Here is a 26,187-nt window from a genome sequence, read left to right as displayed (position 1 = left end):
GAAGGGAGATGATTCGAATGGCAATCGTCGATGATGTGCTGAACGGGCTGCAAATCCAGATCGATACCCTGTGGTACAACCTGCTGTTCGCGCTGGCGGGCATGGGTTGGAGCTTGCAGCGCGCCTTTCTGATGATGGGTTACACCATCGAACTGATGAATCAATGGCTAGTGGATAACGCCTTCACGCCGCTGATCGCCCAGACGAATGCCAGTTTGCAGGTAGCGGTGAGTCTGTCGTTTGTCGTCGCGCTGCTGGTGCTGGGGATCACCTATCTGCTCGCTGCCTTCGCCCGGATGCGCGTGGTCGAGCCGAAAAATGCTATCGCCTGGTATCTGGCGGGGGCGCTGTTTTTCTCGCTGGGACCAAGCCTGTATCAGGGCATGAGTGATTTCCGCCGCACCCTGTCGAGCGCCTTCTATGCCAGCAGTCTGAGTGGACTGTCGGCGGCGACCGGGAGCGCGTTTGACTCGCTTTCCAGCGTGAGCAGCAGCGACATGGGCATCCTCAACCTGTGCGACAACTTCGGTTCGTACATGCCGGTCTGGAACTACACGATTGATGGGTTGGATGTTGCGCTGGCGTATCTGCGCGCCGACGGGATCGACCTGATGGGCTACCCCTCCACACCGCGCGATCCGTACTGCCAACCGCACACGCCAGACCCGGCGACTGGACTCTGGACAGCAGGATCAGTGCCGTGGGAATGGCGGCGACCCGGATCATTCTTCGCCAATGACCGCGATCCAATCTTTTTCCCTGCCATGACCGCGCTCGAACGCGCCGACTCGATTGCCATGGCCTCAGCGGCGCAGGGACGACTGCTCACCGCGTGGCCGCTGATCCTGTTCGGTGTGACCGAGCAGTTGGTCTACCTGCTGCTCACCATCGCGCAGGGGTTAACCTTCATCTCGTTCGGTGTGGCGATCATGGTCGCCTTCTTCAAGAAAACGGAAGTGATCGCCCGTTCGATCATCGATCTGTGGATCGAACTCATCATCCAGACGGTCGTGATCGCGTTGATTCAGTCGCTGGTCGTCACCTTCTTCCTCGCGGGAACGGCGAGCGGCAACGGAATCGTCGTCCTCGGCGTCGGCTTGATCTGCCTGATCTTCATGGTGATTGTGCTGTTCAGCGGCGTGAAAGCCGTCTGGAATTCGTTCAACCGGCTGTTCACGGCGTTCGGTCAGGCAACGGGCGGCGCAGTCATCAGCCCCGGCGCGGCGACCGTCATGACGGCGGCAGGCGCAGTGGGCGCGGTGGGGATCGCGTCCGGTGCAGGTGCGCTCGTTTCGTCGGTGGCGGGGAGTGCGGTCAGTGTCGGTTCGAACACCTTGGCAGGCATGACCGCCTTGCAAAGCGGTGCAACTCCCGCTCAGGCGGCGGGCTTGACCTTTGGCGGCGTCCAGCCATTGGCAGAAGCAGCGCGAGCGATTACCCGTCTCCCGACTCTGCGCGGCACTGCGTTGGGCGACACGGCGGAGCAGTTCATGGAAGGGGCGACCGTGCGCCGGGTGGCGCGGGATGTTTCCGTCTATGGACGCACGTTTGGACCCATGCTCGGCGCGACCCTGCTCACCGATTATGACCCGGAGAAGGCAGAGTACGACAAGCAGGGGCGGCTGATCGGGCGACCGATGCTCGTTCCAGCAGTCGGTGAAGGCTTGGAAGCGGTCACCTATCCGCGCGGTAAACGTCCGCAGCAGCGGCATGAACTCGATGGTGAATTCGACTGGTTCGAGGACGACGACGGCGAACTGTACCCCGGTTTTACGCCCGTCAAGCGCAAGCGCATGGGGACGTTCACGCCCGTCGCGCCCATGCCGACCGAGGCTTCCGCCGATGAAGAGATCGCTCGTGAACGCGAAACCTACGCCGACGACATGCGCGGTGAAGAGATAGAACAGCACATCTCAGACGTCACGCAGTCGGCAGCGGGGAAAGGCAGCGGCAAGTTGGACACGGAGCGCAGTGACGGCGCTGCCGGACGGTTGGAACGGAGCGCTGAAGCCCTCGAACGGGCTGCCGGGACGCTCACGGGCAGTTTGCGCGTTGCCGGAACGACGGACGTGACGAGCGTCATGGGCGACGTGATGCGCTTGCTCGGTGGTCGCGGCACGAATGGTGTCGATCACCTCACGGTTGGCGGTTTGATGGCGCAGGCGGTGGGCGTGACGCCCCTCAACGATGGTCGTCCGCCCGTGCGCGACGATCTCACTCGCTTTGGCATGTTCATCGACGGCGCAGTGCGCTTGGGCTTGTCCCCCGAACAGACCGAACGGGTCGGACGGGAAGTCAAGGAAACGCCGGATCGACGGCTGACGGAAACTACCCGAAATGAACTGATCGACGGCGCAATCGCGGGGGGACGTTCACGGGATGGGGCGGAGCGCGAGGTCAACCGTCTCGAAATCGCCGCGCGGCTGCTCCCGAACGAGATGACCGCTTACGGTTCTATGCCTGCGCCGTCCATCACGGTCGCGCCGGAGGTGAAAGTCGAACCGATCATCACCGTCGAAGTAAGGGACGACGGAGAAGACTCGGACACCGAATATGACGACGCGATGCGCTCCAGCGCATCCATGAGCGGCAGCAGCGCGGTCTTGGGAGGAACAGAATGAGCGACAGCCTGCACTATCACACCCTGCAAGACCTGCGGGTGCTCTCGCTCGACGAGCTGCGCGCCCTGTGGGAACTCGTACCGACCGACCGCCAGCGCGCTTATCGTGCCGCGTATGACCGTGAAGTCAAGACGGCGGGTGCGGAAGGTTCGGACGCGAAAGAACGCAAGATCGCGCTCGCCTTGCTCAAGCGCTATCACGAAGCGGCACTCGTCCCGGTCGGATTGCGCTGGGCGCGCGCGCCGAAGCGCGTGCAGGAGGCAGCAGAGCGCGGTGAAGGATTTGACGTTCCGGAAGCGGAAACAACGACGAAAATGGGTAAACCTTCGGGCAAAGTGATCGCGGTGCTTGGGGCGATCATACTCCTGATGGTTGCGCTGGTCTTGCTGCGCGGCGGGGGTGGAACGAGCGGTGCAGCGGAAGCAACGGCTGAAGTCGATGTGACCGCCACACTTTCGCCGAGGATTACGCCGACCCCGCTGGCGCTCGAAGCGCAGGATGAGGTGATTGAAGGTGGCGACACCAGTCGCGCGCCGTTCTACCCGATCAACCTGCAAATCAGCCTCCCCGATCAGATTGTCCCGCGCGTGTGGGTGGTACAGCGCCGGGCGGTGCGCGCTTCCGAATGGAACTTCGACCCGAACCCGGATACCGCGTCGTTCTTGAACGGCATGAGTGTGCGTCCAGTGATCGGCATCCCATGGTCGGAGGACAACGCGGCGTGGTTCGCGCAAATCAGCGCGGGGGCAGAGTTCCGCGTGCAGATGAACACCGGTGCGATTCTGACCTTCGCCTTTGAGGATAAGCGCGAGGTGCGACGCAGCGATACGGGCATCTTCCGGCAGGTCAATCCCGGCTTGGTCTTGCTCCTGCTCGGCGAGACGGATGAGGAAGGTCTGCCAACGGCGACGCGCACACTGGTCACAGCTGTGTATCCCATCGAGCAGGAATTGGGGCGCGCGGGTGAACTCATCGGCGCGCTGGCACAGCCGGTCGTTGCAGTCACACCCACTCCGCTGCCGACCGCCACGCCAACGCCAATCCCATTCATCGGCTTGGATGTGCAGATCATCAGCGTGACGACGAGCGCGGGGCAGATCACGACGCGACTGCGTCTCTACAATGGCGGAAACACGCTGCTGTCGATCACCCCGGAGGATGTGTGGCTGGCGCTCGGCTATGTCGAAAATCCGCCGGGACCGCGCACACCAGCGGACGGGCTACCTCCGTTCGATCTGCTGCCCGGTCAGGCAGCGGACATGGCTCTTGTGTGGCTGTGGTCGGGTGAGCCATATGCGAGTCTGGGCATCGGCCCATATCGCTACGCGATGGTACTTTCGGATAAATTAGCGCGCTACCTCGTCTTTCGTCACCTACGGAAACAGAAGGACTTCTTATGATCGGTTAACATGCCGCTTTCGGCGAAATGCAAGGGTTTCGCCCTATAGAAAACGAAACCTAGAGCCAACACAGCGACCAGTAATCAAAGCTTGCCCTTGAGGGCTGCTGTGCAGCCCGATTCAGGAAGAGCGGGCACAACGAAAACCAACGGCCCTGAGTCCGCTGTTGGAATAATCCCTATTACGATACCCGGCACGTAAGAAATAGGGATCGCTAAAGTTCCACGAGACGCCGCGCAGTACATGCAGAGTGTTCGCAGTGTTGTTATTCTCGTGGGATTGATTGTACGGATAATCCTCATACATTGAGCTTACCCATTCCCACACGTTACCGCTCATATCAAGCGCACCCACCCACGAACGTCCAGCCGGGATGCTTCCCACATTTGTCGTGCCTTGCTCGACAGAACGATTCCACACAGCATAGCTGCCATTCCAACTATCACCCCATGGATAATCCCATTCGGAGGGTCCGCGCGCTGCATATTCCCACTCCGCTTCCGTTGCCAAGCGCGCACCACGCTCCACACAGAAATTGTGAGCCTCAAACCAAGAGATATTCTCGACTGGGCGCTGATCACCGTCGTAATCGTTCGTGCGGCTTTTTACGCCCCCCAATTGCTCAAAATCTACCTGTGCCACCTCCGTGCGATCGATCCAAAACGGCGCATCAAAGTGAATCAGGTTGCCATTCTGCTCATTATCGCTCTGCGGATTTGCGCCAATCGTGAAACTCCCGGCGGGGACTAAGACCATCGGCACGTCATCGTCAAAGCGATGCTGGAAGCCTTCGGGATAGAGCGCCTGCCAGTCGGTGTTGCTCCCAGTGAATGTGCGGGCGGTGTCCAGCGCGGCTTGCAGGAGATCAGACAGAGCGGTTGGGCTAGGCGGCACTGTTGACGTATCTGTGGGTGTGACAGTGGGCTGCACCGCGGTATCGGTTGGACGCGGCGTTTGGGTCGGCATCGCTGTTAGGGTGGCAGCATTCGCGGTTTGCAGCGCTGCGCGCGTCCCGGTCGCTATCGCATCAATTGTCGCCTGAAAATCAACCGTCGGCGTAAACGTCGCGGTTGGCATGGCTGTCAAGGTTTGTTCGATTTCGTGAGTTTGGGTTTGCGCGACGATCTGCACCAGATTAGGCCTATAGGTCAGTGTTGGCGTATCCCCGCCTGTCTGAACAACTTGCCCGGTCGTCGCAGTGGGAGCGGTAGATGGATTGATCAGCGGCGGCAAGATCAATGCCACAAAAGCGATCAGCACCAGCACGCCCCCTGCCCCGATGATCAGCGGTGTTCGCGAGAGTTGTTGGCGTTCTTCTTTCGGGACAACCACCGGCTCAGGTGTACTGGCGAGATTGAACCGTCGCTGTACGCGCTTGACAATCGGATCAGGATCGTTTGGGCGCTGCGTCAGGTCGATGTACTGAATACCCGCAAGCTGCACGGGTATTTTCGTCTGCTGCACCATCACCGGCAGGATCGGTTTGTTCTCCTGCTGGACATAATCGATCTCGTTCAGCACAAAACTGCGCCGCTGGGTCGCTGTCACCGCGCGATTCAAGTCAGGTGAGAGGAGCACCACCACATAATCGCAGCGATCAATCTCATGCTGAATTTGCCCTGCCCAGCTGGAATCCGCCTCAAGCGAAACATCCATCCATGCGGAGATGTCCGGTATGGCGTTGAGCGCCGCAACCAACGCTTCGGCAAGTGCGCGTGTATCCTTTTTAGCGTAGCTAATGAAAATGTGCGGCATTGATCCCCGGCGGCGCTGGTCTAAATCTTATATAGAGATTATACGCATTCAACTTTCCCAATACCATGAATCAGCCGATCAAGTTCCCCGAAAAACCATTCATTTTCTCTCGTGACGGTTTGCAGGGTTTCTGTTTGGGACAATACCCGGAATCTTTCCATCGTCGACCGGAATCTTCCTAACCCCAAACCGGAATCCTCCAGAAGTTCTCCAATCCCATTTTGCTACCCTGAGGCTGTATCAGGGTGAAGCACTGCTCGTGCCGGATGACCCCACACGATCAAGCGCACCGCCCCTGAGCGGCTGCCCAAACGTCATGGCGCACGCCTGTTTCTCCCTGATGCGTTTGTCTATTCATCAAGGAGCTGCTCGCGTGAATCTTTCGCAAGCCATTCAAGACCTGTTCACCGACATTCGGGATGTGGCGCAGATCATCGCGCCCATCGCTGCCATCATCGGGTTTATCGGATTGGGGGTGATGTACATGGGTTCAAGCTGGCCCTTGATCGGCGACTGGAAGAAGGACAATCCGAAAGCCGCCAATCAGGTTGTCATCGGTCTCCTGTTCGTCGTTTTCGCCTCCAGTGTCACCGCGCTGATCTCCTTCACCTAAATCGCCGTGTCCGCCAGCGCGGGGGTAGTCGTCTGCCTCCGCGCCGTTTTGTATGGAGAGACTGCATGGCAGCAGACTTTAAATCGCACATCCTGAGCCGGGATGAAAAAGGCTTCGGCGGTATCCCGTTCAAGCGGCTGCTGTTCGGCGGGATAGCGGGCGGATTCACGTACACCGTGTGCCGCTTTGCGCTGCCGGATATCGCTATTCCGGTCGGCATTATCGTGGCGATCCTGCTGATCGCGTTGACCGCGCCGCGCGGCGGGCTGCCACTGTGGATGCGCCTCTGGCTTAACCTGCGCGGCTCGATTCTGCTCGCGGCGGCTGAAAATCCCGTTGGAATGGCGGCGGAAGTAGCGAGAATGCTGTCGCTTTCAACCGATGCCGCCTTGCTGGATGGACACCGTCTGTTTGCACCGCCTGCTGGATTGGTCGAAGTCGATCTGTCGGAGTGGGTGACGTTCGCCCGCGCTCGTGACTTAGATCGCGGCGACGGGCTGGTGTTTGTGGGATCGCCTTTGCAAGGATCACCGCTGGAAGAGGAGGCGCTGTGACCAGTGTTCGCACGTTTCTGATCGAACCGTTCGACATCATGCTGCACGCGACTGAGGAAGGCGTCTCTGCACTGCAAGCCCGCTTCTCGACGTGGCTGCGCACGTTGTCCGGTGAAGCACGTTTCTTGTGCTGGCAGATGCCCGCCACGCTGGATGCCAAGATCGTGGCGCTTGATCAGGCAGAAATTCAGACCGACGACGAGCAGCGGCGTGACCTGCTGATCGAATACCGCCGCGAGTACGAGCGCATGAATGCCGGGGCGGAATATCAGCGTGCTTTGTGCGGGATGGTGCTGTGGAATGACCAGAATCCACGTGCCATTGCCGGTGGACTGTCGTCCGCTTTTGACACGCCCGTGACCGAAGGCGCATTCCCGGCGCTGTTCGAAGGACAGTACGAACTACGCGACCGCCCGTTCTGGCATCTCGCGCCATCCGGTCGTCCGGGTGGTCGTCCTTACTGGGCGGTGCTGACCAGCTACGAATTCGCCCCGGCGACGTGGAATTTCTTTCGCCCGCTACCGCCCCTGCTCCGGCTGAATTTCCCGCTGGCGTTGGCGGTGGACATCCCGAAGACCTATGACCGCAATGCCGCCATTGACGCGATTGAAAGCATCATTCAGGCGTACCAGGTGCATCTGGCGGGCGTGCGTGGCGAGGACAGCCGCTCGGTGCAGCGCGTCGCCGACTGCCGCCGGGCACTTGGGGAAATCAATAACGGCGATGCTCTGCATCTGGTGCAGATCGCCGTCGCCGTTGCGGCGGATGATCTGGAGATGTTGAAAGAGCGTGTCGCCGCCGTGATCAATGAGACGCGAGCGTGGTTTTCGCTCCGTCAAGAAATGGGTGAACTGCTCTCGCGGGCCGTGGAGTTTTTCACCGCCCGCCGGACGAAGGACATCAACCTGCCGACGACGACATGGACGGTCACGTCACGCGAACTGGCGCTGATGCTCGCACCGCTTGGCTATCGCAAGCTCTCGACGACCGATGGGGTGCTGCGCGGTGAGGCGGTCGGCGGCGCGTATCCGGTCTTTCACAACTCGTGGCGGGACAAACGCGCCACGCATGAAGTGTGGGTCGGGCAGTCGGGCTACGGCAAAACGTTCGCGCTCAACTGCTACCTGACGCGCGAGTATGCCGAGAACGGCATCTCGTTCGATTTCCTCGAACCGATGGGTCACGGGCGGCATATCGCTGACGCTTTCGGGCTACCGTGGTATGTGTTGAGTGCGAAGGCGACCAAGCTCAACCCGCAGGATGTAATGTTTCCGACGCTGCTGGAACAGGTCAGCCACACCACGCGGCTGTACGAGACGGTGTTGGGACGGCAGCTCTCCGGCGGACAGCGCGAGAATCTCGAACGTGGGCTGCTTGGCGAGGCGCTGGAGACACTCTATCGCGGTTTCCCTGACCTAAATCGGGTCACGCCTGACCTCGCGCCGACGTGTGAGACGGTCTGCGATGTGCTTGGGAGTCTGGGCGATAAGCCCGCCATGCAAGCTATCGCTCGCGACCTTGCTGACGAAATCGCCGGGCTGTGTACCGGATCGGGACCGTGGTCGGCATTTCTCAACGGCACCACCAATGTCGATCTGACGCGCGGCGGACGCGACTGGATCAGTCCTCGCGTTTTCTCGTTCCACGAACTGGAAGGCGACCCGATCCTGCAAGCGCTGGCGTACACGCAAGTCTTGAGCGCGATCCGCCGCGACAGCCTGATCGACGAGCAACCGCGCATCATCGCTGTCGATGAGGTTTACCGTCTGATGCGCCATCCGTCGCTCTTGGACTTCCTGATCGAAGCTGCCAAGACCTTCCGTACCCGCAGAAAAAAAGCGGTCATGATCGATCAATCGAGCAATCACTCGCCGCTAGTTGTGACGCATTCACTTCTGCCTGATACTCTGCGGTATCCTGCCACCGGGCAAAGCGGTTATAGGGTTTCTTCCCCGCATAGTGCTTCGGATAATAACCATTGCCGTAGCGATAGGCGTAGCGTTCTTGCAGCGACCGCCACGTATAATCGGGGAATTCCCGCAGAATCCGCCACTGATCGACGTTGCTGTCGATCATCGCGCGTAAGGCTTCCAGCTCTGGCTCATCCCAGAAGTATCCATTGCATTTGTGAGTGGTACTGCGCATTGAGGTGCTGCCGTCACGCCAGAATACGGTCACATGTTTCGTGTGCCGCGTCACCTTCGTCACCTTGATGTAGTGGGCGAATGCCTCGAACAGCGCCCGCTTTTCTTCGCTTGGCACATCGTCCCACCGGGCGATGACCAGTTCCAAAGCTGGACGTGCCTCGACCAGTGAGCGCGAGCGCTGTTTACCCGACTCAATCCGCGCGAGTTCAGTACGCAAATTGGCGATCTCGTAGTCCGCTTTCTCGAAGTGTGCCTGAGCGCGGGCGACCATCTCGGCATTGGAGAGCAGCCCCAAGCTGGCGATGATGTTGTCTTTCGCCGTCTCCGCCTGCCGGATCGCTGCCTTTAACCGCCTCACCTCGGATTGATCCACGTTCTCAAAACTCGCCAGCGCCGCCGCCCATGCCGCTTCATCAATGGTCGTGTCGCGCAGCCGCGCCAACAGCATTTCGTCAATCAGCGCATCGAGAATGAAAGCCTTAATGTTCCAGATGTTCGAGCGCACATGATACTCGTACAACAGATACTGATATTTGCCTGCATGGGTGTTCCAGCAGCTCGCCAAGCGTTTGTGTGGGAGGTGCGGGATATCGTCGCTGAAGATCAGACCAGAATAGGTGGGCGGCGTGACGGTACGCCGCTCGGCTTTGTCGTGGCGGATCCAGGGGCGATACGGGACATAATTCGGGTTCGGCTCGCCGTGAAAGTCGGTCGGTGACAGGCGGTTGTAGGCGTACATAAACAGGTCGAGTGGGATGATCGCCTCGTGGTTGTTCCACTGCACGACCGCTCCCATGTGAATCCAATGTCCAATATACGCGACGTTGACCAGCATGTAGGTCAAACCCGTGTGGGAGGGAGTCAGACCCTTGGTGAAAGGCGAACGCCGCTTGAGATGATCTGTCGCCTTAAAGCCTTCGGGAACCGCGCCCTCTGGAATATCGGGGAAGTACGGACCGTGTTCGTTGATCTGATGCCATGTCTGGTGCAGATTGCCGTTGTTCTCACGGAAAATCTCGAAGTAGCGCAGGATCACGTCCGCGTAGAGGTCAAACCGTTTGTATTTGCGAAAGTCGGGATTGCGCTGCTCATTCACTTTGGCGCGGCAGTCCACCATGAAACCGGGGAGAATCTTCCGTCCCGACCACATGCCCCCGGCGCTGCGGCTGTGGCGTGCCTTCACCAAACGCCCCCGAATCTGGTATTCGAGATAATCGGCGGCGCGCTGCGCTTCCTCGCGGAACATCTTGATATGCGACGATCCCATGATCGGATGAGCGAAGTCGTAGACCATGCGCGGGGTCATCACCTGCACATTGTGCGCTCGACATGCCTCGATGAAGAGATTCGTTTCAATCATCGTCACATCGCGGAAGAAACGATCCACATCCTGCGCGGCAACTAATCCAATCTGCCCCGCTTCGATCATCTGCATGAGCTGCGTCATGCCTTTGCGCTCGCGAATCTTCTTCGTTCCACTCACAGCGGCATCGGCATCAATCATGTGAACATTCTCGCGTAACCAACCGCGATCCAACAGATGCTCGATCATGTCGATGGTTTGGAGCGTGGTCGAGATGTTGCCAATCTGCCCTTCGGACGACTGGCGGTAGTAGACGGCTGCCGGACGACCCAACGGCAAGGGCTGTGCCTTGTACGGGTCAATCGGCTGTTCAGGGCGTTTCAATGGGCGTGGCATGATTCAGTTCTCCTTTTCATTGTTTGCCTCCAATACAAAACGCCCTGCTCCCGTGAATGGACGGCAAGAGCAAGGCGCTTGATACAATGCGTCTAGCCCTGCGCAGTGTGACTATCACTCGCCGGGTCAGCCGGATCGTCGAGTCCACCACCTCGGTTTGGCGTTCAATATCGTCAGTATAAGACTGAGTTTCCAAACGTGCAACAATCCGCATGATCTGGCGGCAGACATCCACCAGATTGATGCGTTCTTCGGTGCCGGAGGTGTATCGTGCAATTCATCGTGCATCGATGTTCACCCCGTCGTGCTATTCAGTTGTTGAGAAATGGCGTGCAGCCGGTTCATCGTTTGCTCCGGGTTTTACAGATGAACTCAGCTTATCAAAGTGGGATCGTAAAAAACCCGGAATCTTACAGGTTAGGGTTGGTAATCTTCCAGTCGGCGCTGGTAATTTTACAGCTTTTGCTGGACGATTCCGGTTTTTCTGCACTTGAGGCTAACATGAGGCAGTTCTGGCACACCATGCAAATAGTTGGTGACCACAAAACATCGATTTTTCGAAACCGCATCAGATGAACTGAACAAGCAGCAATGCACTAGAAAAGCGCTTCTTGCCGGGGAGTCATCGCCAGAAACTCGTGGTGCCAATCAAAAACATCAGTGACTGGAAGATTGCCTAATTCATTGGGTTCAAGCTTGTACAACCCTCCGCCATACACCCGCCCTTCATCGATGAGTCTGTCAACTGTGATCCCTTGCAGCGATTCCCAGATCGCACGCTTTAGGTCAGGTTTTTCCATAAGAGCAGCCGCAAGCATCCGATTAGGGTAGATATTGAGGTAAACGTTCGGTGCAACCGCCCGCGAAAGGTTCAGGATAAATCGAAATGGATTGGTGGTATGTCCATTGGACGGTCTGCCCATATACGTACACAAAAACGGCGCTGGCGCGCGTTTGTCCTGTGCATACCAACGAGCCCGATGCCGACACAGGTAGCCATTCGAGATACCTTGAGCAATCCCAGACAGGAGATAGCGCCAAAGCGTTGGATACTGCCTCTCCACTTGATCTTCAGACAAATCGCAGTCGAGTAGAAAGAGTGGTCTCTTGATCACGGGATTTCCGTAAGCGTCCGCTGCTACCATGTCTGATTCAAAGATAGCGTGGACTGGGCAAAATCGGCGTTAAAAACTCAGCGGGTAGCTCATGCTGACGGATTTGTTCCGCATCCAAGATGAAAAACTCGTTCGCGCCGGTAGCGATTCTCGCTTGATCTCGAAAAATTCACGGAAACGTGGTACTGAGTTATTGGTGAAGCGCACACTGCGCATCGGAAACCGTGACCACTTCGCCTCTTGGCGCAGCGCACCGAGCGCAATTTGCTGCTGGACTTTCGGCTGCTCTAGGCTGCCACCGAGCGAGAACTGCACTTCATCGATCCGTCCGCGGCTTCTGCTTACGAAACCAGACGATGACCGATGATACGAGCGCATCATCAAACTGAACATCGAGCGGGTCGAATCGGCGGATTTCGAGCAGCGTGATCTGTGATGTGAGATAGTGACGCAGCGCACTGCCGTAGTTCACATCCATGAACTCGCTCAGGATCAGCCACCCTGCGAGTCCGCCCTCTTGCAGCCAAGCGCGAGCAATCCCGACAAAATAAACGTACAGTCCCGCCAAGCCGCTTATTTTTGCCTGAAAACTATGTACTGCTCGTGCCTGCAGATGTTTCTTATCATCCGGCTGCAGGTGATGATGGCGCACATACGGCGGATTGCAAATCAGCAGATTAAACCGGTCTGCTTCTCGTTCTGGGGGTACAGCTCGGGTGAAATCGCCGATGACAATCTCTGCGCGCCGATCCCGCCACAACCGTCGTGAAGGTTCCCCATAATGCGGGTCAATTTCGTATCCGCGTGCCGCATCAATGCGCGGTTCAGGGAACACTTGCAACAGCGCGGGATATAGATGCTCCGGTGCCAATTGCGGGATCAAAGAAAACGAATAGTCTGATCATAGGGTAAAAAGATGTTCTGCTTGTTGCAGAATCGCAGTTGCAAGCCGCGACGGCGTGGCGAACTGACCAAGCTGATTCCGCTCCTGCTTTGACTTGGCAGCGTCCAGTTCCGCTTGCAGCTCAAGCCGATGCACCTCAAGCTGCCGCAGCGTATCCAGCGTCATAACCCAAACTCCGCTAAATCATCCATTCGGTGTTCCCAAACCCAATCGATCCCTTCAGCGGCTTCGTAACCCAGATAGCCGCTGTCGAAGTATCCGCCCAACAGCAAAATGAAGCGCACCTGCTCCCCGAAGCGTTGCAAGCTGGCGCATCTTGGTCGCTTCCTCTTTGCGCCGCTTGTTGGTGGTGTTCGTGAAGTCGCCTGCCGATTTCGCTTCAACCAGTAGGGGAAGTTCACCAACTGCCGCCGACAGCGGCATGATCACGGTATCGATGGGAATGTTCACAACAATACTCCCCTCCTGTATCGCAGCGACATTGACCCGATGCGCGAACGTTCCGGGCTGCATTTGCCGCAAGCTGCGGACTTCGGACGGTGTATAACCGCGACTTTCAAGCCACTGGGTGATACGCTGCAACTGGCGTTTCTCTTGTGCATTGCGGATCAGGGATCGGTCAGCATCCACACAACCGGTCAGCTACGACAGGTAGATGCTCGTCTCACATCCTCGACCGTCGGGTCGCCATCACCGTTGAACCAGATAAAGATGTCACGGTCAATAAGGTGACTGATGACGGTTGTTATGCGCTCAAGCTGCTCTCGCACCAGTGCCTCAGCGAGATTTGGCGACAAACGTTTGTGACGCTCCATATTCTCGATCAGGCTTTTGGACACTTGAGCCAGTCCCACTAACCGATCTCGCGCAATTGGGGGAGAAGTTGACATACGCAGCATCTCCAGAGCATCAGGATGCTGAAACAGCAGATTACTCGTTAACCGACGCAGATTATCCGTTCGCACCAGTATGTCTTCGACGTAGAGCGTGGCGCGAGCGCGGGTTTCGCGGTAGGTGATCGGCGCGTATTCGAGAAACCAGCGGTTGTAGTCATCGACTGAGAGCTGCGTATCCGCTTTCCATCGCTGCGGCTTGTCTAAGTTACCGCCATCTAAATCCATCGACCTTGGTGTGAACATCCGTGTTGTTTAGAACAAGTTTATCACAGAAGTGGGTAAGCTACCGAGCAGGAATTCGCAAAACAAAAGTGTGGCTGAGTTTACGTCTCAGCCAAGACTGATTTCGCGCTCACGCGGCACAACGCATCCCCTAAGCCGCGCCGCTCGTTCATGTATTTCGGGAACGATGCCGGACTGTAGCCATTGTCGATTGCCGCTTGGCGGTACGTTTTTCCTTCCAACTGCGCCCGCAGCGCAACCGAGACACATTTCGTGTGCCGGTACTGCTCCAGCAGTGCCTCGGCAGGAGCAGTATTCCCGTGCTTGTATTGCTCGCGCCAGTGATACGGCGATGTGAATCGCCCGTGATTGGGATGCTCGACCGGTTGCTCGAACAACCCCGGTGGCGGGTAGGTGTGCGCTTCGAGGAACACTTCGGCGAACTCATACTGGAGTTCCTGCTGGACGTACAAGCCATAGCGCTGATACCAGCGCCGCACATCAGTCGTGACGATATTTGCGGCGGCTTCTTTGCCCACCTGCGTTGTATGGTAGTACAGCGCGACCAGATGCTTCGTTGACGACATGTACTTGTTCGCCAGCTTGTGCATGATGCGCTCGATGTCGATCCGCATGTCGATTTCGGTCGCCCACCCTGCCCACCGTGTCATACTGGTTCGCTTGGTAGCGGATCGTTGAAATCTTGCAGCGCGCCAAGATGAAGAACACGGTCTGCTTGCGAGATTTCTCCGCGAGGAATTCACGCTGATCAACGAGCGTTTCCCACAGCGCCATGAACCCGAACTGCAAGCAGTCGGGCATCTCATCCTCGAACACACCAAAGTTCTTCATCACGTTGGAGGCGTAGTGGGCAAGATCGTCATAGATTTGCTGGAACGTCATCTCGCCCGCCCAACCGGTCGGATAAACGGCAGTACGCGGATACGGGCGAATCTTGCTGTGGAACTCAGAAGTCATGGTGAAGCACTCCCTCTCAAGCTGGAATCTGCCAGCGCGTTGAGCGCAACCGCTCATGCACGCGGGAACAGCGCAGGAAGAGCTGTCAAACGAAAAAGCCGACCCGGTGAGGTCGGCGCTTCATAGATAGCGGTTGTAGGGGGAGGCTTTTAGGCAGGTAGTTCGGTGGTCGTCCGCAGGGATGGGGCAGCGTACTACCTGCCGGTGTTGATAGGAAGGGGTCACGCGCTGTACGGTCGCCGCGCCGGCGGTTGTGCGAGAAAGGAGGTGATTTACATCTTCGCTAAGATACGTTGCTTTGTGGCCTCGTATTCATCGGTTGTAATAAGCCCTTCTTCCTGCATTTGCTTGAGAGAGCGCAGTTTTGACAAAGGATCAAGCGTGATCTCGATGCTCTCCTTGATATACTTATGTACTTGCTCAGAAACAAGTTCTTCTAGGCTATCTAGTTCTATCAGGTCAGTGAGATCAATAGAAATCCCGCTACGACTAATCGCGCCATCACTTTCTTCGTCATTGAAATCATCCTCATCCTCAGAATCTTTATATTGGCTTTCCCAATGATGCCGAATATCACATTGGCATCCCTTCTTACTATGGCAGTGCAGATCGGGGAGTTCTGGCAACTCACGTACAGTTAGTATTCGACCATCAAGCTTGCGGCAGATGTCACACGAATCTACGTCATAAGGATCAAATACAATATGAAACTTGTCAGTGCTAGAAGCATCGCTAACCCGATGTTGAATCTCAGCATATTTTGCTAGTAAATTGGACGCAATTTCACCATCTTCATAGCTTGTTGAGAAATCCTCAGGCAACCATTTTGAAGGTGCTTCTTCCCGCCACAGCTTTGGCATACAAGTTGCAGCACGGAGATATTTTTTGTCACGTTCACTCAAGTGTTTAAGTAGCTCCGATTCTTTATGGAGGATTATTTCCATTTCTTCAGCGTAGTAACTGCCTCCACCGTACATTTCAGAGTTGCCATAGGCGCGATGAAAATCTGTAAAAACCTTGTATGCTTGTTTTCCATCTGAATTTAGCAGTGCAGAAAATGCTTGTTCTTTCACTGTTTTTTCCGCATCTTTCCGCGTTTGCTCATAAACTGCGAGAAAAGCTAAAGCCTCGCTAGAGCAGACCAAAAAATCGTGTTCTCCAACCATCAATTGTGCTGCTTCAGGAGCCTGAGTCGTGCAACTAACTGCGATTTATCGCCGATCGCCCTTAGGTTATGTTTGCGAAGAATTTCTTCAATCGGCGGCTTGTTATAGAGTGCTTTGATTGTCTCAGCCAATGTAGGCTGCGTCAGCATCCCATTATCTACAAACCTTTGGATCGCATGATCGGTATTCTCTTTCAGATCGTGCGTCAGATACTCATATTGAGCTACCCGTTTTCGGCTGTGGGGTTTATTGAATTGACTTAACAGGCGGATGTGCGCCGACGACTTCTTCCAATCGAGGTTTTTATAGTTTGACATCATCTATCCTTGCCTATAGGAAGCATATCCAATATAGACTTCGGTGTTTTGCTCAGCTAGTTTTCGCTTCTATGTGTTTCAATATAAGTTTAAGCGACTCTGGAATAGCTTCCAATTGTATAGCTACTTCTGCAATGTATTGCCCAATCTCGGGTTTGCCGGGTTTCCAAAGACATTTTTGTTCGATTAAGTTCTGAATGCCTTCGGAGAATTTTCCTCCGTTTCGGAGGCTACCAATATCATCTGTAACCCAAGAAGCATTTTCCGCTAGGACCGGAAAACGAGATGTCAACATTTGGTGCCATACCGTATCATCGAATGTATCCTCAAATTCAACACTGCCCACAAAGAATAGATCATCATCTACCTTCAATGAGTATTGATGCTGCACATTTACCTTGAAATCTGCATCTTCACAATGTAGGAACAGTTTTTTACGTTGTTTTGTATCGTTATCCAACAACACAATGACTTTTTTTCCACTCTTTCGCAGTAGTGTGCCAAGCTTTAGAGCTTGTTCGCAATCCAAGCCATTGATCAAATAGACACCACTCAGAATAAGCATTTTCCCCGTAACATGTTGATACAGTCTGGGAATAGCAGCCATTTCGGTAGGCCCTTCAACTACAACAATCAAATTTTCGTTAAATAAAGCACTATTGCTGAGTCCTATGGATTGACGAATTCTCTCGAGCTGCTCGTTTTCTTCAACAGGATATTCAAACCGCCAAGGGCGATACTCAGCGTTATCAAAAAAGCGAATGCAATCCACAGAAACAGAATCAATGATATTAACAGCGTGTGTTGCCACAATAACTTGAGTGGTGGGGTATTTTCCTGCAAGATCCTGAAGTAATTCATTCACCAAACGCTGAGCAGCATAATCTAGGTTCACATCAGGTTCATCAAATAGGACGACAGTAGGTGTGGGTTCGCTAGTTTGATCCTCAATTTGATCTATGAGCATCTCGTGTTCCCATCGAAATATCCCTAGAGCCATCTCACGTTTTTTACCTGACCCAATTCGTGCCCAATCAATCTCTTTTCCATCGGGTTGGGTAATGAGTACTTTGCTGACTTTTAGCGCGGTGAAGGACGATTCGTCTAGCTTAATAGATACAGCCTGGACGATATTACAGTGTGTGGATAGAGCGGGTAACATGGTGTTTTTTGCGTGAGCGTTAAGAGCAGTTTCCACTTCCTCTCGCACGTGGGTTAGAGCCTTTTGGTGTCCATCTAATAATTCGTTCCTGAAGTACTTGTTTAGGTTATCCGTGATTACTTTGTCAGGACCAGTCTCTTCAACAGATGCGTACAAATTGACCTTAGGCAATGAACTTGCTACCTCATTAGGCAGTTGTATCCACCCATCACGCTTGGGTAATCGATCTCTATAGTTCTTTAATTCCGCGATTAGTGTAGGGTTTGTATCTGAAGTTTTAAACTCAATATCAAAGCGACTACAGAGCCCTTGTAATTCTGTCTTTTTCAGTTGTGTGAAGTCCCTATTTAAGTCAGGTTCGTCGACTATCTGAGCCTCTAGGTGGCGAAGAATAACATTATCTATCCTAGAATAAGTCGTTCTAACATGAAATTTATCGAAGTTTCTGGTTTCGAATTTGATATAGACTTCAAGAGTCTCAGATCGTTGTTGTTCTCCATTTACGACTTCGAACCAACAGTCGTCAGCTTCGAAAGTGCCGTCTTGGTTCAAAGCTTTATCAATAGCTTTCAGAAAGGATGATTTTCCACCATCATTTCGTCCTATCAGGACGGAAAATTTGCTAAGGTTTACTTCCCCGCTATCCCGAAAACATCGATAGTTCACAAGTCGAACAGACGTGATCTGCATTTCGAATTCCTTGAAGGCTACGAAGATAGAGTTCCAACTATTCCCTGCGACGCGCTCTGGGCAAAGCCGTGTTGCGATTGCGATCCTGCACCTGTTCGTCACTAAAGAACTCCTGCCATGTTTCTGAAGCACGAGTTCCCTCTCCTCCATGCGGTGTGAAACGCTTACGAATCTGGCAGATCACAGGCGTATTGACTGCCACACCACTGATGATTGCCTGCCCTTTGTTCAGTGCAGGTAGTTCTTTCAATAGATCGCGTCCAATGCTTTCAACACTCTCAGCTACTCGGGCTTGGTCAACTGGATTGACGATGCGAAGCAGAAACTGTGTGTTACATTGGGACAATACATCGGAGTCCAATTTTCCTGGGCGTTGGCTGATTAGTCCAACACCGACACCGAACTTACGTCCCTCAGAAAGCACCTGCTTCAAAACACCTGTACTGATTGTGTTTACATCGGCGGGGGCGAAGTTATGCGCTTCCTCAATTAGGACGAATACCGGATAGGGAGATAAAAGTCGTCATCCTCGTTTGCATCACCGCGCTCTGACTTGAGACGTGCCTGATAAATGCGTCGCATCAAACTTGCAACAATTACTTGCTGCTCACGTTGATCAACCTGATTAAGCTGCATAACCGTACATTGACCCGGCTTGAGCAACTCAGTCAACCTTGTTTGCGTAGAATTATCAAACACACGTTCAACACCAGTTTGGATTGTACTATTCAGTCGCCAGATTAACGCACCCGCAGATGAGCCGTAATCATTGTCTTCGTCGTTTGCAATATCCTCAAGTGCAGTTTCTAAGTCATTGATAGTCCAACGAGTGGAATCGCCATCATAATCTCGGCGACTCTGGTTTTGCACATTTTGATAAGCAATGCCAAGAACATATGCCATTCGATCTGAAAGATTTGGCAGCAAATAGCGCAGATCACCGATCGGAAGCGTGCCTACACGCATCTTAACTTGACCGGGTTTACGTATTGAGACTTCAGGGCGATAGCTTTCATCCGTGAAATGCGGATGATTCGCAATTTGAGATAATGTATCGTATTCGCCATGAGGGTCGATAACCAGCACGGCTGCCCGATTCTTTGAGTGCAGCATTTCCTCAACGAGCACACTGGCAGTATAGCTTTTGCCTGCACCCGTGCTGGCGATAATTGCTAGGTGGGTGCTCACAATCGCATCGATATCAATTGCAATATTTACATCTTCTTTTGCTCGACTGGATAACCAACCCATAGTAGCGGAACCCGGTTTATTTGATTTCGCCCGGCTCAGAACGCGGGACAGATAATCATTCTCCGCTAAAGAAACTGGGGTACCGACACGAGGTGGAACACCAGGATTGATGAAATCACGAAACGATTCGTCGTAATAGCCAATAATCTCAGCAGTCAGCTCACTTAGGTCACAGATTGTACCGCTGTAACCCACTGCTTCTGAGATAGTATTCGGATCAAGCGAGGGATCAGAAAGAAAGCTATCAGGATAAAGACGAATAGCTCGCCGCCCAGTAATTCTTGCGAGGATCGTTTGTGCAAATATGCTCCACATTCATATTGCATGTCACAAACTCGCCCAAACGGAGGCGCTGATCCGTGTCTGGCGTAACCATCAAGAATGTGTGGGGCTGCTCACCCGGAGATTTTACACGAGCCAGTACATCACTCATTCTTGTCCCCTCATGCTGCTAATTTGAAGTTGCCACTTTAGATCATCAGTAATTGCATGAAGTATCGGCTGGTTTTCTGGCATTAGTTTTCCGAGCTGTTGTAGAACGCCAAGCGCCAAATTTCGCGCCAATAATCCGGTTTGCCCCATCAAGTTGGGCATGTAAGTAAGTTGGAACTTGCCCTGATCTATGTGGAACTGCTTGACTGTTTCACTATCCAATTGACTCACAAGGGCTTCGTTCGTAGCCGCCAGTAAAGGCACTCCCTGTTGAATAGTGCCATCTACGTTCTGCCCAACAACCAGAATACCAACAAGAACGGCACGCTCATTCAAATAGTCTGGAGAGAAAATTCGCAAGTCGCTTTCTGTCGATAGTCGCGGCCCTAACCGTCCGAAATCTGGGTTCAACAGTACAGTATCGTATATCAAACCCACTAGATAGCGATTACCGTGATCGTTCATGTCGATCCTCACAAAAGTCCCAAACGCATAATCGGTGTTTTGCGGAATGTATTCCGCTTCACCTTGACCAACTACTTGGCACACATAGTCCGTGTGCGAGTTTGACTTAACAATTTTCCCCAGAATACACATTAGCGCCGACCCCGTTTGCTCATTGATTTTCGACTAAATTGTAGGGGAATTTCTTCACGTTCCGCGAATTGCTGAAACATCCGTTGAAAGCGTTCACGATCTTGCATTGTCAAAACAGCCGTTGCATCAGCCGTTTCCAGCGGATAGGGATACCCCAATCCCACAATGCACTCAGCGCGCACAATGTCCAGTGCCCATTCATATGTGTTGTCTTCATATAACCAACGTGGAAACTCGATACGCGCAGGCGCATTATCACGTGTTGTCTTTAGGTATGTGATACAAACCTGCTCATAATAATCATTGTCAATCACTTCATCATTGCGGCTACAGAAGTAAACTCGACTGCGATCTCCCCACTGCATTTGTTGACGCAGGAGTAGTGCATCACTGCTACGGACAATGCGGGTTCGCCCCTACAGCGTGCTGAATCAACGTCACAACATCTGAGGAAAAGCTGTTATCAATAAACCCAATGAGCGGCACTCGTGTTTCTTCAGATTTTGTCAAAAGATACTGTACTGCATTTGTGTATTGCTGCTGACGTTCAGGTTGCATGCCGCCCACAAAAGACACAATAAAGGATCCATCGAAGAAGGCAAGAGCACTCTTTCCGCGGTTGGATTCCAAAAACCGCACAATAGCCCTCACTTCTCCATTGAAACGTCGCCATTCCACCTCACGCTGTAAATCCTTATCCACTGCATTATCGAATTCCCGTGGTGTCAGCAGTTCTATCGTCACATCTTTTTCATAAGTCAACGTGCTAGCATGTGGATTCATGAACCAACTAATCTGAACCAACCCAACTTGGATTGACATTTCGCGTGCCGGTGTTATTTGAGAACCATCAGCCGCAAATGTCACTACATTCATCAGTCTTTCAGCTGCCCATGCTCTGGCAGCAGCGTGATGTTGCCAGTGAGTTTGAAACGGCAGGATCATAGGTTGAGTTGATTGCTCATCAGTGGGACGTGATCCCGGCTTAGCAACGTCTGAAATTGCCTCTTCGACTCTAGCCCGATCCATGTCTTTAAACTGCTCAAGAGAGGCTCGAAGCGCATCAAGTTCAAGCTTTGTCTCAGCTTCCATCTGCTTGAAGGTTTCCCGCATGTTCGTGTAGGACGCTACTAACACGATCAATATATAGCGGCATGACTCATCTCCACACGACTTACACCATTTTCCTTTGTAACATTGATTATGTGATTGCTTTCTCCAATGAACGTATCATCATGACTGATGACGAATAGCTGTTGGAGTCCCTTAATCTGGCTGAGACGCTCCGCAAGTTGTATGCGTCGGTTTTCATCAAGGTTGATGGTCGGCTCGTCAAGGAAAATTAAGCGGATACGGGTCATTTGTGTCAGCAGCGTTAGGCGAACTGACAGGGCGGCAATCATCTGCTCACCACCGGATAACACACTGAAGGGACGCGATTCACCGCTCTGTTCGAGATAGATACCGCAATCATCGGCACCCCAGTAAAGTCGCATCGTGAAGTCGTTGATGATTTCGCTGAAGTAGTTCGCCGCTACCTCTGAAACAATCTGAACTTTTACGCTTTCGAATACGCGGGCCAGCTTACGAATACTCTTTCTCACGAACTCGAAAGTTGTCTGTTCTTCTTTTAGTCGCTCACCAGTCGCCTGAAGTTCTTGAATCTGTGCGACGATGGCACGCAATTTCTTGATTTCCTCCTCCGCTTTCGAGAGTTGCTCCTTCAGACTTTCGATCTGTGTAGAAAGTTTTGTTTGTTTTGTATCAAGGTCTGCGTTCTTGCTGGAAAATTCGTACTTCTCCAGATTGAAATCTTCAAACCAGTTTGTCATATTGTTGAACGAGATCCTCCCAGTTGCTAGTAGCCTCTGCCAGTTCAGCCCTGATTTTGGCTAACTGAGTTTCACGCGGATTCAGCAGATCGGCAATCTGTTTGTTCTCGATGTAAAGCTTATGACCTTCAGCAGTGTCGTCACGCTGTTTACGCGAAGAATCCAGATCGTCATCAAGATTTTCGTATATTTGTACCTCTTCTTGGACTGCCTCAATTACTAACTGTGCAGAAGCAAGAGCCCCTTGTTTTTCCTGATGTTGGCTTTCCAGTGATTCGCGCTTATTTGCCTTACTCCGAGCTATCGCCTGCTTCTCACGCGGATTGTCCAAGGTGTCGAGTTCGGTCTTCAGCCGTTTTACCTCATTATCAATACCTGAGAGTTCGCTCAGGCGTGTTTTGCTATGTGTGATCTTATCAACGAGCACGATGTACTCGCCCTCTCGATGCTTAAGTTCATCCTGTGAGGGGAGATCAGCAATTTGCCCGTTAAGGTGAGCGATTTGCTGCATTCTGTCTGTACGATCAGTGGTTAATTCATTGATATGGCTGTTGTGCTGATCGAGAGCGACACTTGCATCTTTTAGGGCAACTTCCGCATAGGCAAAGGACTGCGGTGCATCTTCTATTTGACCCAATGAAGCCTGTAGATCGAGACTGTGCCTTTGACTTGTGATCTTCTTGTCGATACCCATTAGCGCAACTTGGTTCGCCAGTGCATCTCGTTCTATCTCAAATGATGCTTTTTCTGCCCCCCATTTTTGAGAAGGACTGTCAGTCGGGCAATGGTATCCTCGGTTTGCTGTCGCTCATCATTGAGCTTTCGCTCTTGTGTCTCGTAGTAGTCAATGGCTTCTGTGTGTGCTGTACCATCCATCGAACGACGACAAACCGGGCATACAGCATTTTCTTCACCGATCATCTCACGCATCTGGCGAACCTCGTCAAGATCACCGACAATACGTGCTAGAGAACTTTCAGCGACTGCTCTCTCGCCGGTCGTCTGAGTAGTTTTTTCATCTAGATCGTTGATTTGGCTATCAAGTTCCTCGCGCTTCGCGAGGTCTGCACTAATCTGCTTACGTTCACTCTCGGACTTTTCTAGTGCTGCCTCTTGCTGCTCGATTGATTCCTGTAACCGCTTGTATTCCTCGAAACGTTTGTCCGCACTACCAAAAAATCTGCCGAGCCGATTCAAATATCTTTTCGAGTGGAGATCGTCTGGCAGAGAGTTCATTGATTTGGATTGTCAGACGATCTTCTTGCTGACGAAGTTGTTCAACCTGTTCGGCTAACTGCTTACGCTCCCCTACTTTTTCGCGGAGTTCCTGCAAATCGGACTCAAGAGACTCGCGCTTTTGCTCATCAATTGTCCCCTGATCCAGAAGGCGAGCTCGTTCTTTCTGCTTCTCAAGACTCTGCGTCTGCTCATGCTCCAGATGTTCCTGCTTTTGAATCAGTGGTTCGAGTTGTATCACTTGTACTTCGGCAGTTTCGACTTCAGCTAGGTCTTTTTCAATTTGTTCAATTTGCAGTTTGGTGGTATCGATCTTCTTTTCGATTATTCGCTTGTTCTCGATGAGTTCATCCCGCTGTTTGCGCTGTTCTTCTAATCCCTTTAAGCATTCAACTGCCTCACTGTGCAACCGACGGAATTCCTCGTTTTCGATAACAATTTCGTGTGCTGCCTGTGAGTTATTAAAGTCATCCTGAGCAGTTATCAGGTTCTTTTGCAGATGCTGAATATCTTTGTTCGCCTGTTCGATTTGGCGATTGAGGATGTCTAATTGCTGCTTCTGCTGATCAAGCTGCTCCAGAGCGATTTTCAGAGTTTGGAGTTTAGCTACAAGTTCTTCGAATTCATCCTGTTTGGCCGCTATGTCGGTGTGGGTGGCTTGGACGCTGATTTCTAGATCGCGGAGGTGTTCTATTTGTCCTTCTTTGCGGGCGATATCATTCGCATTATTGTTAATCAGGTCTAAGATATGTTTTCTGGTTTCGCCCAATTCATTCCAGGCACCTTCGAAATCCTGAACACGTAACAATGAGTCGAAAGTCGCCTTGCGCCCCCTGGCGCTCTCAAGAAAAATTGCTGTGATTGTCCCTTGCTGTACACCAACCGTATTTTCAAAGAGCGGCTTTAAATCTTCTTGACCTTCAAGCTTGAGATGCTGGCATAACCATCCAAGTAAATCTTCTTTGGATTGAATACCTTCGTCGATATTGTCTTGAACATTAATGACCTTGTATCGAGCAGGAATGGCACGCTCAATGTCATAAACCCGATTATCATAGGCGCTATGTAAGCGGATAGTGATCTTTGTTGTCCCAGATTTGCCACGCCGTTCAAAATCGGATTGACTGTACGGCAGGGCATCAAAAAGGACGAAGCCAATTGCCTCTAGAATCGTCGATTTCCCGGCACCGTTTGCACCCGTGATAAGGTTGATACCTTCTTTGAATTCAATCGTTGTAGGCGTTGAACCGTAGCTTTGATGTTTTGAAGAGTAATTTTTTCGATAAACATCATTCGTCTCCCTTCGCATCATCAGCAAGAAAACTCAAGAATGCCTGATAGATATCTTTGGGAGGCTCATTACTAAGGGCTTTCTGCTTCATGCCGCGTAAGAATTGTCCCCACTGCTCCGAACGATCTCCGTATCCTTTTTTCACGTGCAATATCTGCCAAGACCTGACGTTCGAGTTGTTCGGCAGTCAGTTCATCATCGTAATCACCAATGATTTCCAGGTTATCCAATCGGGTATTGATACGAACGAGCAAACAACCCAGACTATCTTGAGCGAGCTGTCGTAGACCTTCAATATCCAGACGGCTCCTGTCGAATTTTAGGCTACCGGTCAAGAGCAAATTGACAACAGGTGGTTGTGTGTCTTGCCATCCCTTCTTCTCAACTTCAAGCTCTTCACGTAACCGATTTACTAAGGTATCGAAATCAGCATATCGAGTAATGGGGAATTCAACCATTCGAAAGGGTCGTCCGGAAATCACCCTTTTCCTGACTTCAGATTTACCATCATCATCGACTGTGACGATAAATGCACCTTTACTGCCAAAATGTGCTTCGTCAAAACTGTTGTTTTTTCGACAGCACCGGGATTGTAAATCCAAGGAGAATCGGCGGGAGCTTCATAGGGTTTGTGGAGATGTCCGAGCGCAAGATACTGAATGTGCTCGCGCAGTGGCTCTACATCTTCAAATCGCAACATGTCTGGCATATCGAGCATCTGACCTTCAATGCCTGTATGTGCCATCAAGACACTATAGCGAATACCGGACCATGAGAGATGAGATAATTCATCAACTATGGCTTCTAGCACAATTCGCGTGGAACCACCATACCATGGCATCCCAATAAAACGCACACCGTCGAGGTCGATATAACTCTGTCCTTCAACGACGAATTTCCTGTCTTCAGATGTCTCGAGTAGAACGAGCAATTCTCGCGAAGCGAGGTAGTCCAGCCAAGTTTTTACCTGCCCATATCTAGGACGATCATGATTGCCTGATATAGCAAAGGTTTTGATGTTGTGTTCTTGGAGCCTTTTTAGTCCGTTTTCAGCTTGAATAAGTGTTGAGGGGTCAACACTGGACTTATGGAATAAATCTCCAGTAATCAAACAGGCTTTAACGTTTTCTTCTACGGCACAGTTGACAATTTTCTGAAATGCAACGCCAAAGTCTTTAAAACGCTCTGGGTGGTTGTATTGTCGGTATCCGAGATGAATATCCGCTGCGTGAACAAACTTCATAGTATCAATCTCGACAAGAGTAAAACAATTCCGGCAAGCAATTTTTATTGTAGCGTGATTGGCTAT

General features: G+C 52.6%; 27 protein-coding genes and 1 pseudogene. 5 read left to right on the top strand and 23 right to left on the bottom strand.

All coding sequences use genetic code 11. The annotated features are described in order from the left end of the window. Window positions 1-17: 17 nt before the first annotated feature. Together IPK17_RS36075 and IPK17_RS36070 are read left to right on the top strand one after the other, a co-directional pair. Complete coding sequence (locus IPK17_RS36075) at window positions 18-2,621, top strand: hypothetical protein (protein ID WP_343422558.1); 2,604 nt, start codon at window positions 18-20, stop codon at window positions 2,619-2,621. Further along, a complete protein-coding gene (locus IPK17_RS36070) occupies window positions 2,618-4,021 on the top strand; it encodes a hypothetical protein (RefSeq protein WP_343422557.1) in 1,404 nt (467 codons plus the stop codon). The genes IPK17_RS36075 and IPK17_RS36070 overlap by 4 nt, the downstream gene beginning before the upstream one ends. 120 nt (window positions 4,022-4,141) lie before the next feature. On the opposite strand, the gene IPK17_RS36065 is transcribed toward IPK17_RS36070, so the two are convergent. Then, complete coding sequence (locus IPK17_RS36065; RefSeq protein ID WP_343422556.1) at window positions 4,142-5,776, bottom strand: SUMF1/EgtB/PvdO family nonheme iron enzyme; 1,635 nt, start codon at window positions 5,774-5,776, stop codon at window positions 4,142-4,144. Window positions 5,777-6,149: 373 nt separating this feature from the next. Here IPK17_RS36065 and IPK17_RS36060 point away from each other — a divergent pair, with 373 nt between their 5' ends. Beyond that, window positions 6,150-6,389 carry a hypothetical protein gene (locus tag IPK17_RS36060; RefSeq protein WP_343422555.1) on the top strand — a complete coding sequence of 80 codons (240 nt, stop codon included), beginning with the start codon at window positions 6,150-6,152 and terminating at the stop codon, window positions 6,387-6,389. 65 nt (window positions 6,390-6,454) lie between these two features. Beyond that, window positions 6,455-6,943, top strand: coding sequence for a hypothetical protein (locus IPK17_RS36055; RefSeq protein WP_343422554.1), 489 nt, complete (start codon window positions 6,455-6,457; stop codon window positions 6,941-6,943). Window positions 6,944-8,785: 1,842 nt separating this feature from the next. Here IPK17_RS36055 and IPK17_RS36050 read toward each other — a convergent pair. After that, window positions 8,786-10,789 (bottom strand): recombinase family protein, encoded by a 2,004-nt coding sequence (locus IPK17_RS36050; protein ID WP_343422553.1) that lies wholly within the window; start codon window positions 10,787-10,789, stop codon window positions 8,786-8,788. 270 nt (window positions 10,790-11,059) lie between these two features. Here IPK17_RS36050 and IPK17_RS36045 point away from each other — a divergent pair, with 270 nt between their 5' ends. Then, entirely contained in the window at window positions 11,060-11,365 is a 306-nt protein-coding gene (locus IPK17_RS36045) for a hypothetical protein (protein ID WP_343422552.1), read from the top strand. Window positions 11,366-11,385: 20 nt separating this feature from the next. Here the strand turns inward: IPK17_RS36045 and IPK17_RS36040 are convergent, their stop codons facing one another. The 21 genes and pseudogenes from IPK17_RS36040 to IPK17_RS35940 all read right to left on the bottom strand — a co-directional run bounded on the left by IPK17_RS36040 (window position 11,386) and on the right by IPK17_RS35940 (window position 26,121). Continuing rightward, window positions 11,386-11,904 (bottom strand): hypothetical protein, encoded by a 519-nt coding sequence (locus tag IPK17_RS36040; RefSeq protein ID WP_343422551.1) that lies wholly within the window; start codon window positions 11,902-11,904, stop codon window positions 11,386-11,388. Between the two features lie 69 nt (window positions 11,905-11,973). After that, window positions 11,974-12,219: a hypothetical protein gene (locus IPK17_RS36035; protein ID WP_343422550.1), complete on the bottom strand. Its 246-nt coding sequence runs from the start codon at window positions 12,217-12,219 to the stop codon at window positions 11,974-11,976. A gap of 1 nt (window position 12,220) precedes the next feature. Continuing rightward, window positions 12,221-12,739, bottom strand: coding sequence for an Eco57I restriction-modification methylase domain-containing protein (locus IPK17_RS36030; protein ID WP_343422549.1), 519 nt, complete (start codon window positions 12,737-12,739; stop codon window positions 12,221-12,223). A 66-nt stretch (window positions 12,740-12,805) separates the two neighbouring features. Continuing rightward, window positions 12,806-12,973 carry a hypothetical protein gene (locus tag IPK17_RS36025; RefSeq protein ID WP_343422548.1) on the bottom strand — a complete coding sequence of 56 codons (168 nt, stop codon included), beginning with the start codon at window positions 12,971-12,973 and terminating at the stop codon, window positions 12,806-12,808. Then, window positions 12,970-13,438: pseudogene (locus IPK17_RS36020) on the bottom strand (XamI family restriction endonuclease). The gene IPK17_RS36025 and the pseudogene IPK17_RS36020 overlap by 4 nt, the downstream one beginning before the upstream one ends. An 8-nt stretch (window positions 13,439-13,446) precedes the next feature. Continuing rightward, window positions 13,447-13,929, bottom strand: coding sequence for a XamI family restriction endonuclease (locus tag IPK17_RS36015; protein ID WP_343422547.1), 483 nt, complete (start codon window positions 13,927-13,929; stop codon window positions 13,447-13,449). A gap of 98 nt (window positions 13,930-14,027) precedes the next feature. After that, window positions 14,028-14,561, bottom strand: a complete 534-nt coding sequence (locus IPK17_RS36010; RefSeq protein ID WP_343422546.1) for a hypothetical protein — start codon at window positions 14,559-14,561, stop codon at window positions 14,028-14,030. 615 nt (window positions 14,562-15,176) lie between these two features. Continuing rightward, window positions 15,177-16,070, bottom strand: a complete 894-nt coding sequence (locus IPK17_RS36005; protein ID WP_343422545.1) for a hypothetical protein — start codon at window positions 16,068-16,070, stop codon at window positions 15,177-15,179. Next, window positions 16,070-16,390, bottom strand: coding sequence for a hypothetical protein (locus IPK17_RS36000; RefSeq protein ID WP_343422544.1), 321 nt, complete (start codon window positions 16,388-16,390; stop codon window positions 16,070-16,072). The genes IPK17_RS36005 and IPK17_RS36000 overlap by 1 nt, the downstream gene beginning before the upstream one ends. Before the next feature lie 49 nt (window positions 16,391-16,439). Then, entirely contained in the window at window positions 16,440-18,239 is a 1,800-nt protein-coding gene (locus tag IPK17_RS35995; RefSeq protein WP_343422543.1) for an ATP-dependent nuclease, read from the bottom strand. A gap of 37 nt (window positions 18,240-18,276) precedes the next feature. Next, window positions 18,277-18,672, bottom strand: coding sequence for an ATP-binding protein (locus IPK17_RS35990; RefSeq protein ID WP_343422542.1), 396 nt, complete (start codon window positions 18,670-18,672; stop codon window positions 18,277-18,279). Between the two features lie 56 nt (window positions 18,673-18,728). Further along, entirely contained in the window at window positions 18,729-19,805 is a 1,077-nt protein-coding gene (locus tag IPK17_RS35985; RefSeq protein WP_343422541.1) for an ATP-binding protein, read from the bottom strand. Between the two features lie 114 nt (window positions 19,806-19,919). After that, window positions 19,920-20,519 (bottom strand): DUF8166 family protein, encoded by a 600-nt coding sequence (locus IPK17_RS35980; protein WP_502749800.1) that lies wholly within the window; start codon window positions 20,517-20,519, stop codon window positions 19,920-19,922. Beyond that, complete coding sequence (locus IPK17_RS35975) at window positions 20,519-20,923, bottom strand: DNA double-strand break repair nuclease NurA (protein WP_343422607.1); 405 nt, start codon at window positions 20,921-20,923, stop codon at window positions 20,519-20,521. The genes IPK17_RS35980 and IPK17_RS35975 overlap by 1 nt, the downstream gene beginning before the upstream one ends. Then, complete coding sequence (locus tag IPK17_RS35970) at window positions 20,913-21,611, bottom strand: DNA double-strand break repair nuclease NurA (RefSeq protein WP_343422539.1); 699 nt, start codon at window positions 21,609-21,611, stop codon at window positions 20,913-20,915. The genes IPK17_RS35975 and IPK17_RS35970 overlap by 11 nt, the downstream gene beginning before the upstream one ends. Window positions 21,612-21,658: 47 nt before the next feature. Then, window positions 21,659-22,351 carry a hypothetical protein gene (locus IPK17_RS35965; RefSeq protein WP_343422538.1) on the bottom strand — a complete coding sequence of 231 codons (693 nt, stop codon included), beginning with the start codon at window positions 22,349-22,351 and terminating at the stop codon, window positions 21,659-21,661. Further along, window positions 22,335-23,045: a hypothetical protein gene (locus tag IPK17_RS35960; RefSeq protein ID WP_343422537.1), complete on the bottom strand. Its 711-nt coding sequence runs from the start codon at window positions 23,043-23,045 to the stop codon at window positions 22,335-22,337. The genes IPK17_RS35965 and IPK17_RS35960 overlap by 17 nt, the downstream gene beginning before the upstream one ends. Window positions 23,046-23,077: 32 nt before the next feature. Next, the gene (locus IPK17_RS35955) at window positions 23,078-23,548 is read right to left on the bottom strand and encodes a hypothetical protein (RefSeq protein ID WP_343422536.1); all 471 of its coding nucleotides are present in this window, start codon (window positions 23,546-23,548) and stop codon (window positions 23,078-23,080) included. Beyond that, window positions 23,520-24,899, bottom strand: coding sequence for an AAA family ATPase (locus IPK17_RS35950; RefSeq protein WP_343422606.1), 1,380 nt, complete (start codon window positions 24,897-24,899; stop codon window positions 23,520-23,522). The genes IPK17_RS35955 and IPK17_RS35950 overlap by 29 nt, the downstream gene beginning before the upstream one ends. 50 nt (window positions 24,900-24,949) lie before the next feature. Then, window positions 24,950-25,336: a hypothetical protein gene (locus tag IPK17_RS35945; RefSeq protein ID WP_343422535.1), complete on the bottom strand. Its 387-nt coding sequence runs from the start codon at window positions 25,334-25,336 to the stop codon at window positions 24,950-24,952. 20 nt (window positions 25,337-25,356) lie between these two features. Continuing rightward, window positions 25,357-26,121 (bottom strand): metallophosphoesterase family protein, encoded by a 765-nt coding sequence (locus IPK17_RS35940; RefSeq protein WP_343422534.1) that lies wholly within the window; start codon window positions 26,119-26,121, stop codon window positions 25,357-25,359. Window positions 26,122-26,187: the final 66 nt, after the last annotated feature.

It is taken from the genome of Candidatus Flexifilum breve, assembly GCF_016713355.1.
The sequence above is the reverse complement of the archived record's forward strand: the minus strand, read 5'-3'. Positions and strand labels throughout refer to the sequence as shown.

Coding starts and splice junctions, on each gene's coding strand:
- IPK17_RS36075 (WP_343422558.1), top strand. CDS start 18: ATGGCAATCGTCGATGATGTGCTGAACGGGCTGCAAATCCAGATCGAT.
- IPK17_RS36070 (WP_343422557.1), top strand. CDS start 2,618: ATGAGCGACAGCCTGCACTATCACACCCTGCAAGACCTGCGGGTGCTC.
- IPK17_RS36065 (WP_343422556.1), bottom strand. CDS start 5,776: ATGCCGCACATTTTCATTAGCTACGCTAAAAAGGATACACGCGCACTT.
- IPK17_RS36055 (WP_343422554.1), top strand. CDS start 6,455: ATGGCAGCAGACTTTAAATCGCACATCCTGAGCCGGGATGAAAAAGGC.
- IPK17_RS36050 (WP_343422553.1), bottom strand. CDS start 10,789: ATGCCACGCCCATTGAAACGCCCTGAACAGCCGATTGACCCGTACAAG.
- IPK17_RS36025 (WP_343422548.1), bottom strand. CDS start 12,973: ATGACGCTGGATACGCTGCGGCAGCTTGAGGTGCATCGGCTTGAGCTG.
- IPK17_RS36015 (WP_343422547.1), bottom strand. CDS start 13,929: ATGGATTTAGATGGCGGTAACTTAGACAAGCCGCAGCGATGGAAAGCG.
- IPK17_RS36010 (WP_343422546.1), bottom strand. CDS start 14,561: ATGCGGATCGACATCGAGCGCATCATGCACAAGCTGGCGAACAAGTAC.
- IPK17_RS36005 (WP_343422545.1), bottom strand. CDS start 16,070: ATGGTTGGAGAACACGATTTTTTGGTCTGCTCTAGCGAGGCTTTAGCT.
- IPK17_RS36000 (WP_343422544.1), bottom strand. CDS start 16,390: ATGATGTCAAACTATAAAAACCTCGATTGGAAGAAGTCGTCGGCGCAC.
- IPK17_RS35995 (WP_343422543.1), bottom strand. CDS start 18,239: ATGCAGATCACGTCTGTTCGACTTGTGAACTATCGATGTTTTCGGGAT.
- IPK17_RS35985 (WP_343422541.1), bottom strand. CDS start 19,805: ATGTGGAGCATATTTGCACAAACGATCCTCGCAAGAATTACTGGGCGG.
- IPK17_RS35980 (WP_502749800.1), bottom strand. CDS start 20,519: ATGTGTATTCTGGGGAAAATTGTTAAGTCAAACTCGCACACGGACTAT.
- IPK17_RS35970 (WP_343422539.1), bottom strand. CDS start 21,611: ATGGAAGCTGAGACAAAGCTTGAACTTGATGCGCTTCGAGCCTCTCTT.
- IPK17_RS35965 (WP_343422538.1), bottom strand. CDS start 22,351: ATGACAAACTGGTTTGAAGATTTCAATCTGGAGAAGTACGAATTTTCC.
- IPK17_RS35960 (WP_343422537.1), bottom strand. CDS start 23,045: ATGGGTATCGACAAGAAGATCACAAGTCAAAGGCACAGTCTCGATCTA.
- IPK17_RS35950 (WP_343422606.1), bottom strand. CDS start 24,899: ATGATGCGAAGGGAGACGAATGATGTTTATCGAAAAAATTACTCTTCA.
- IPK17_RS35945 (WP_343422535.1), bottom strand. CDS start 25,336: ATGGTTGAATTCCCCATTACTCGATATGCTGATTTCGATACCTTAGTA.
- IPK17_RS35940 (WP_343422534.1), bottom strand. CDS start 26,121: ATGAAGTTTGTTCACGCAGCGGATATTCATCTCGGATACCGACAATAC.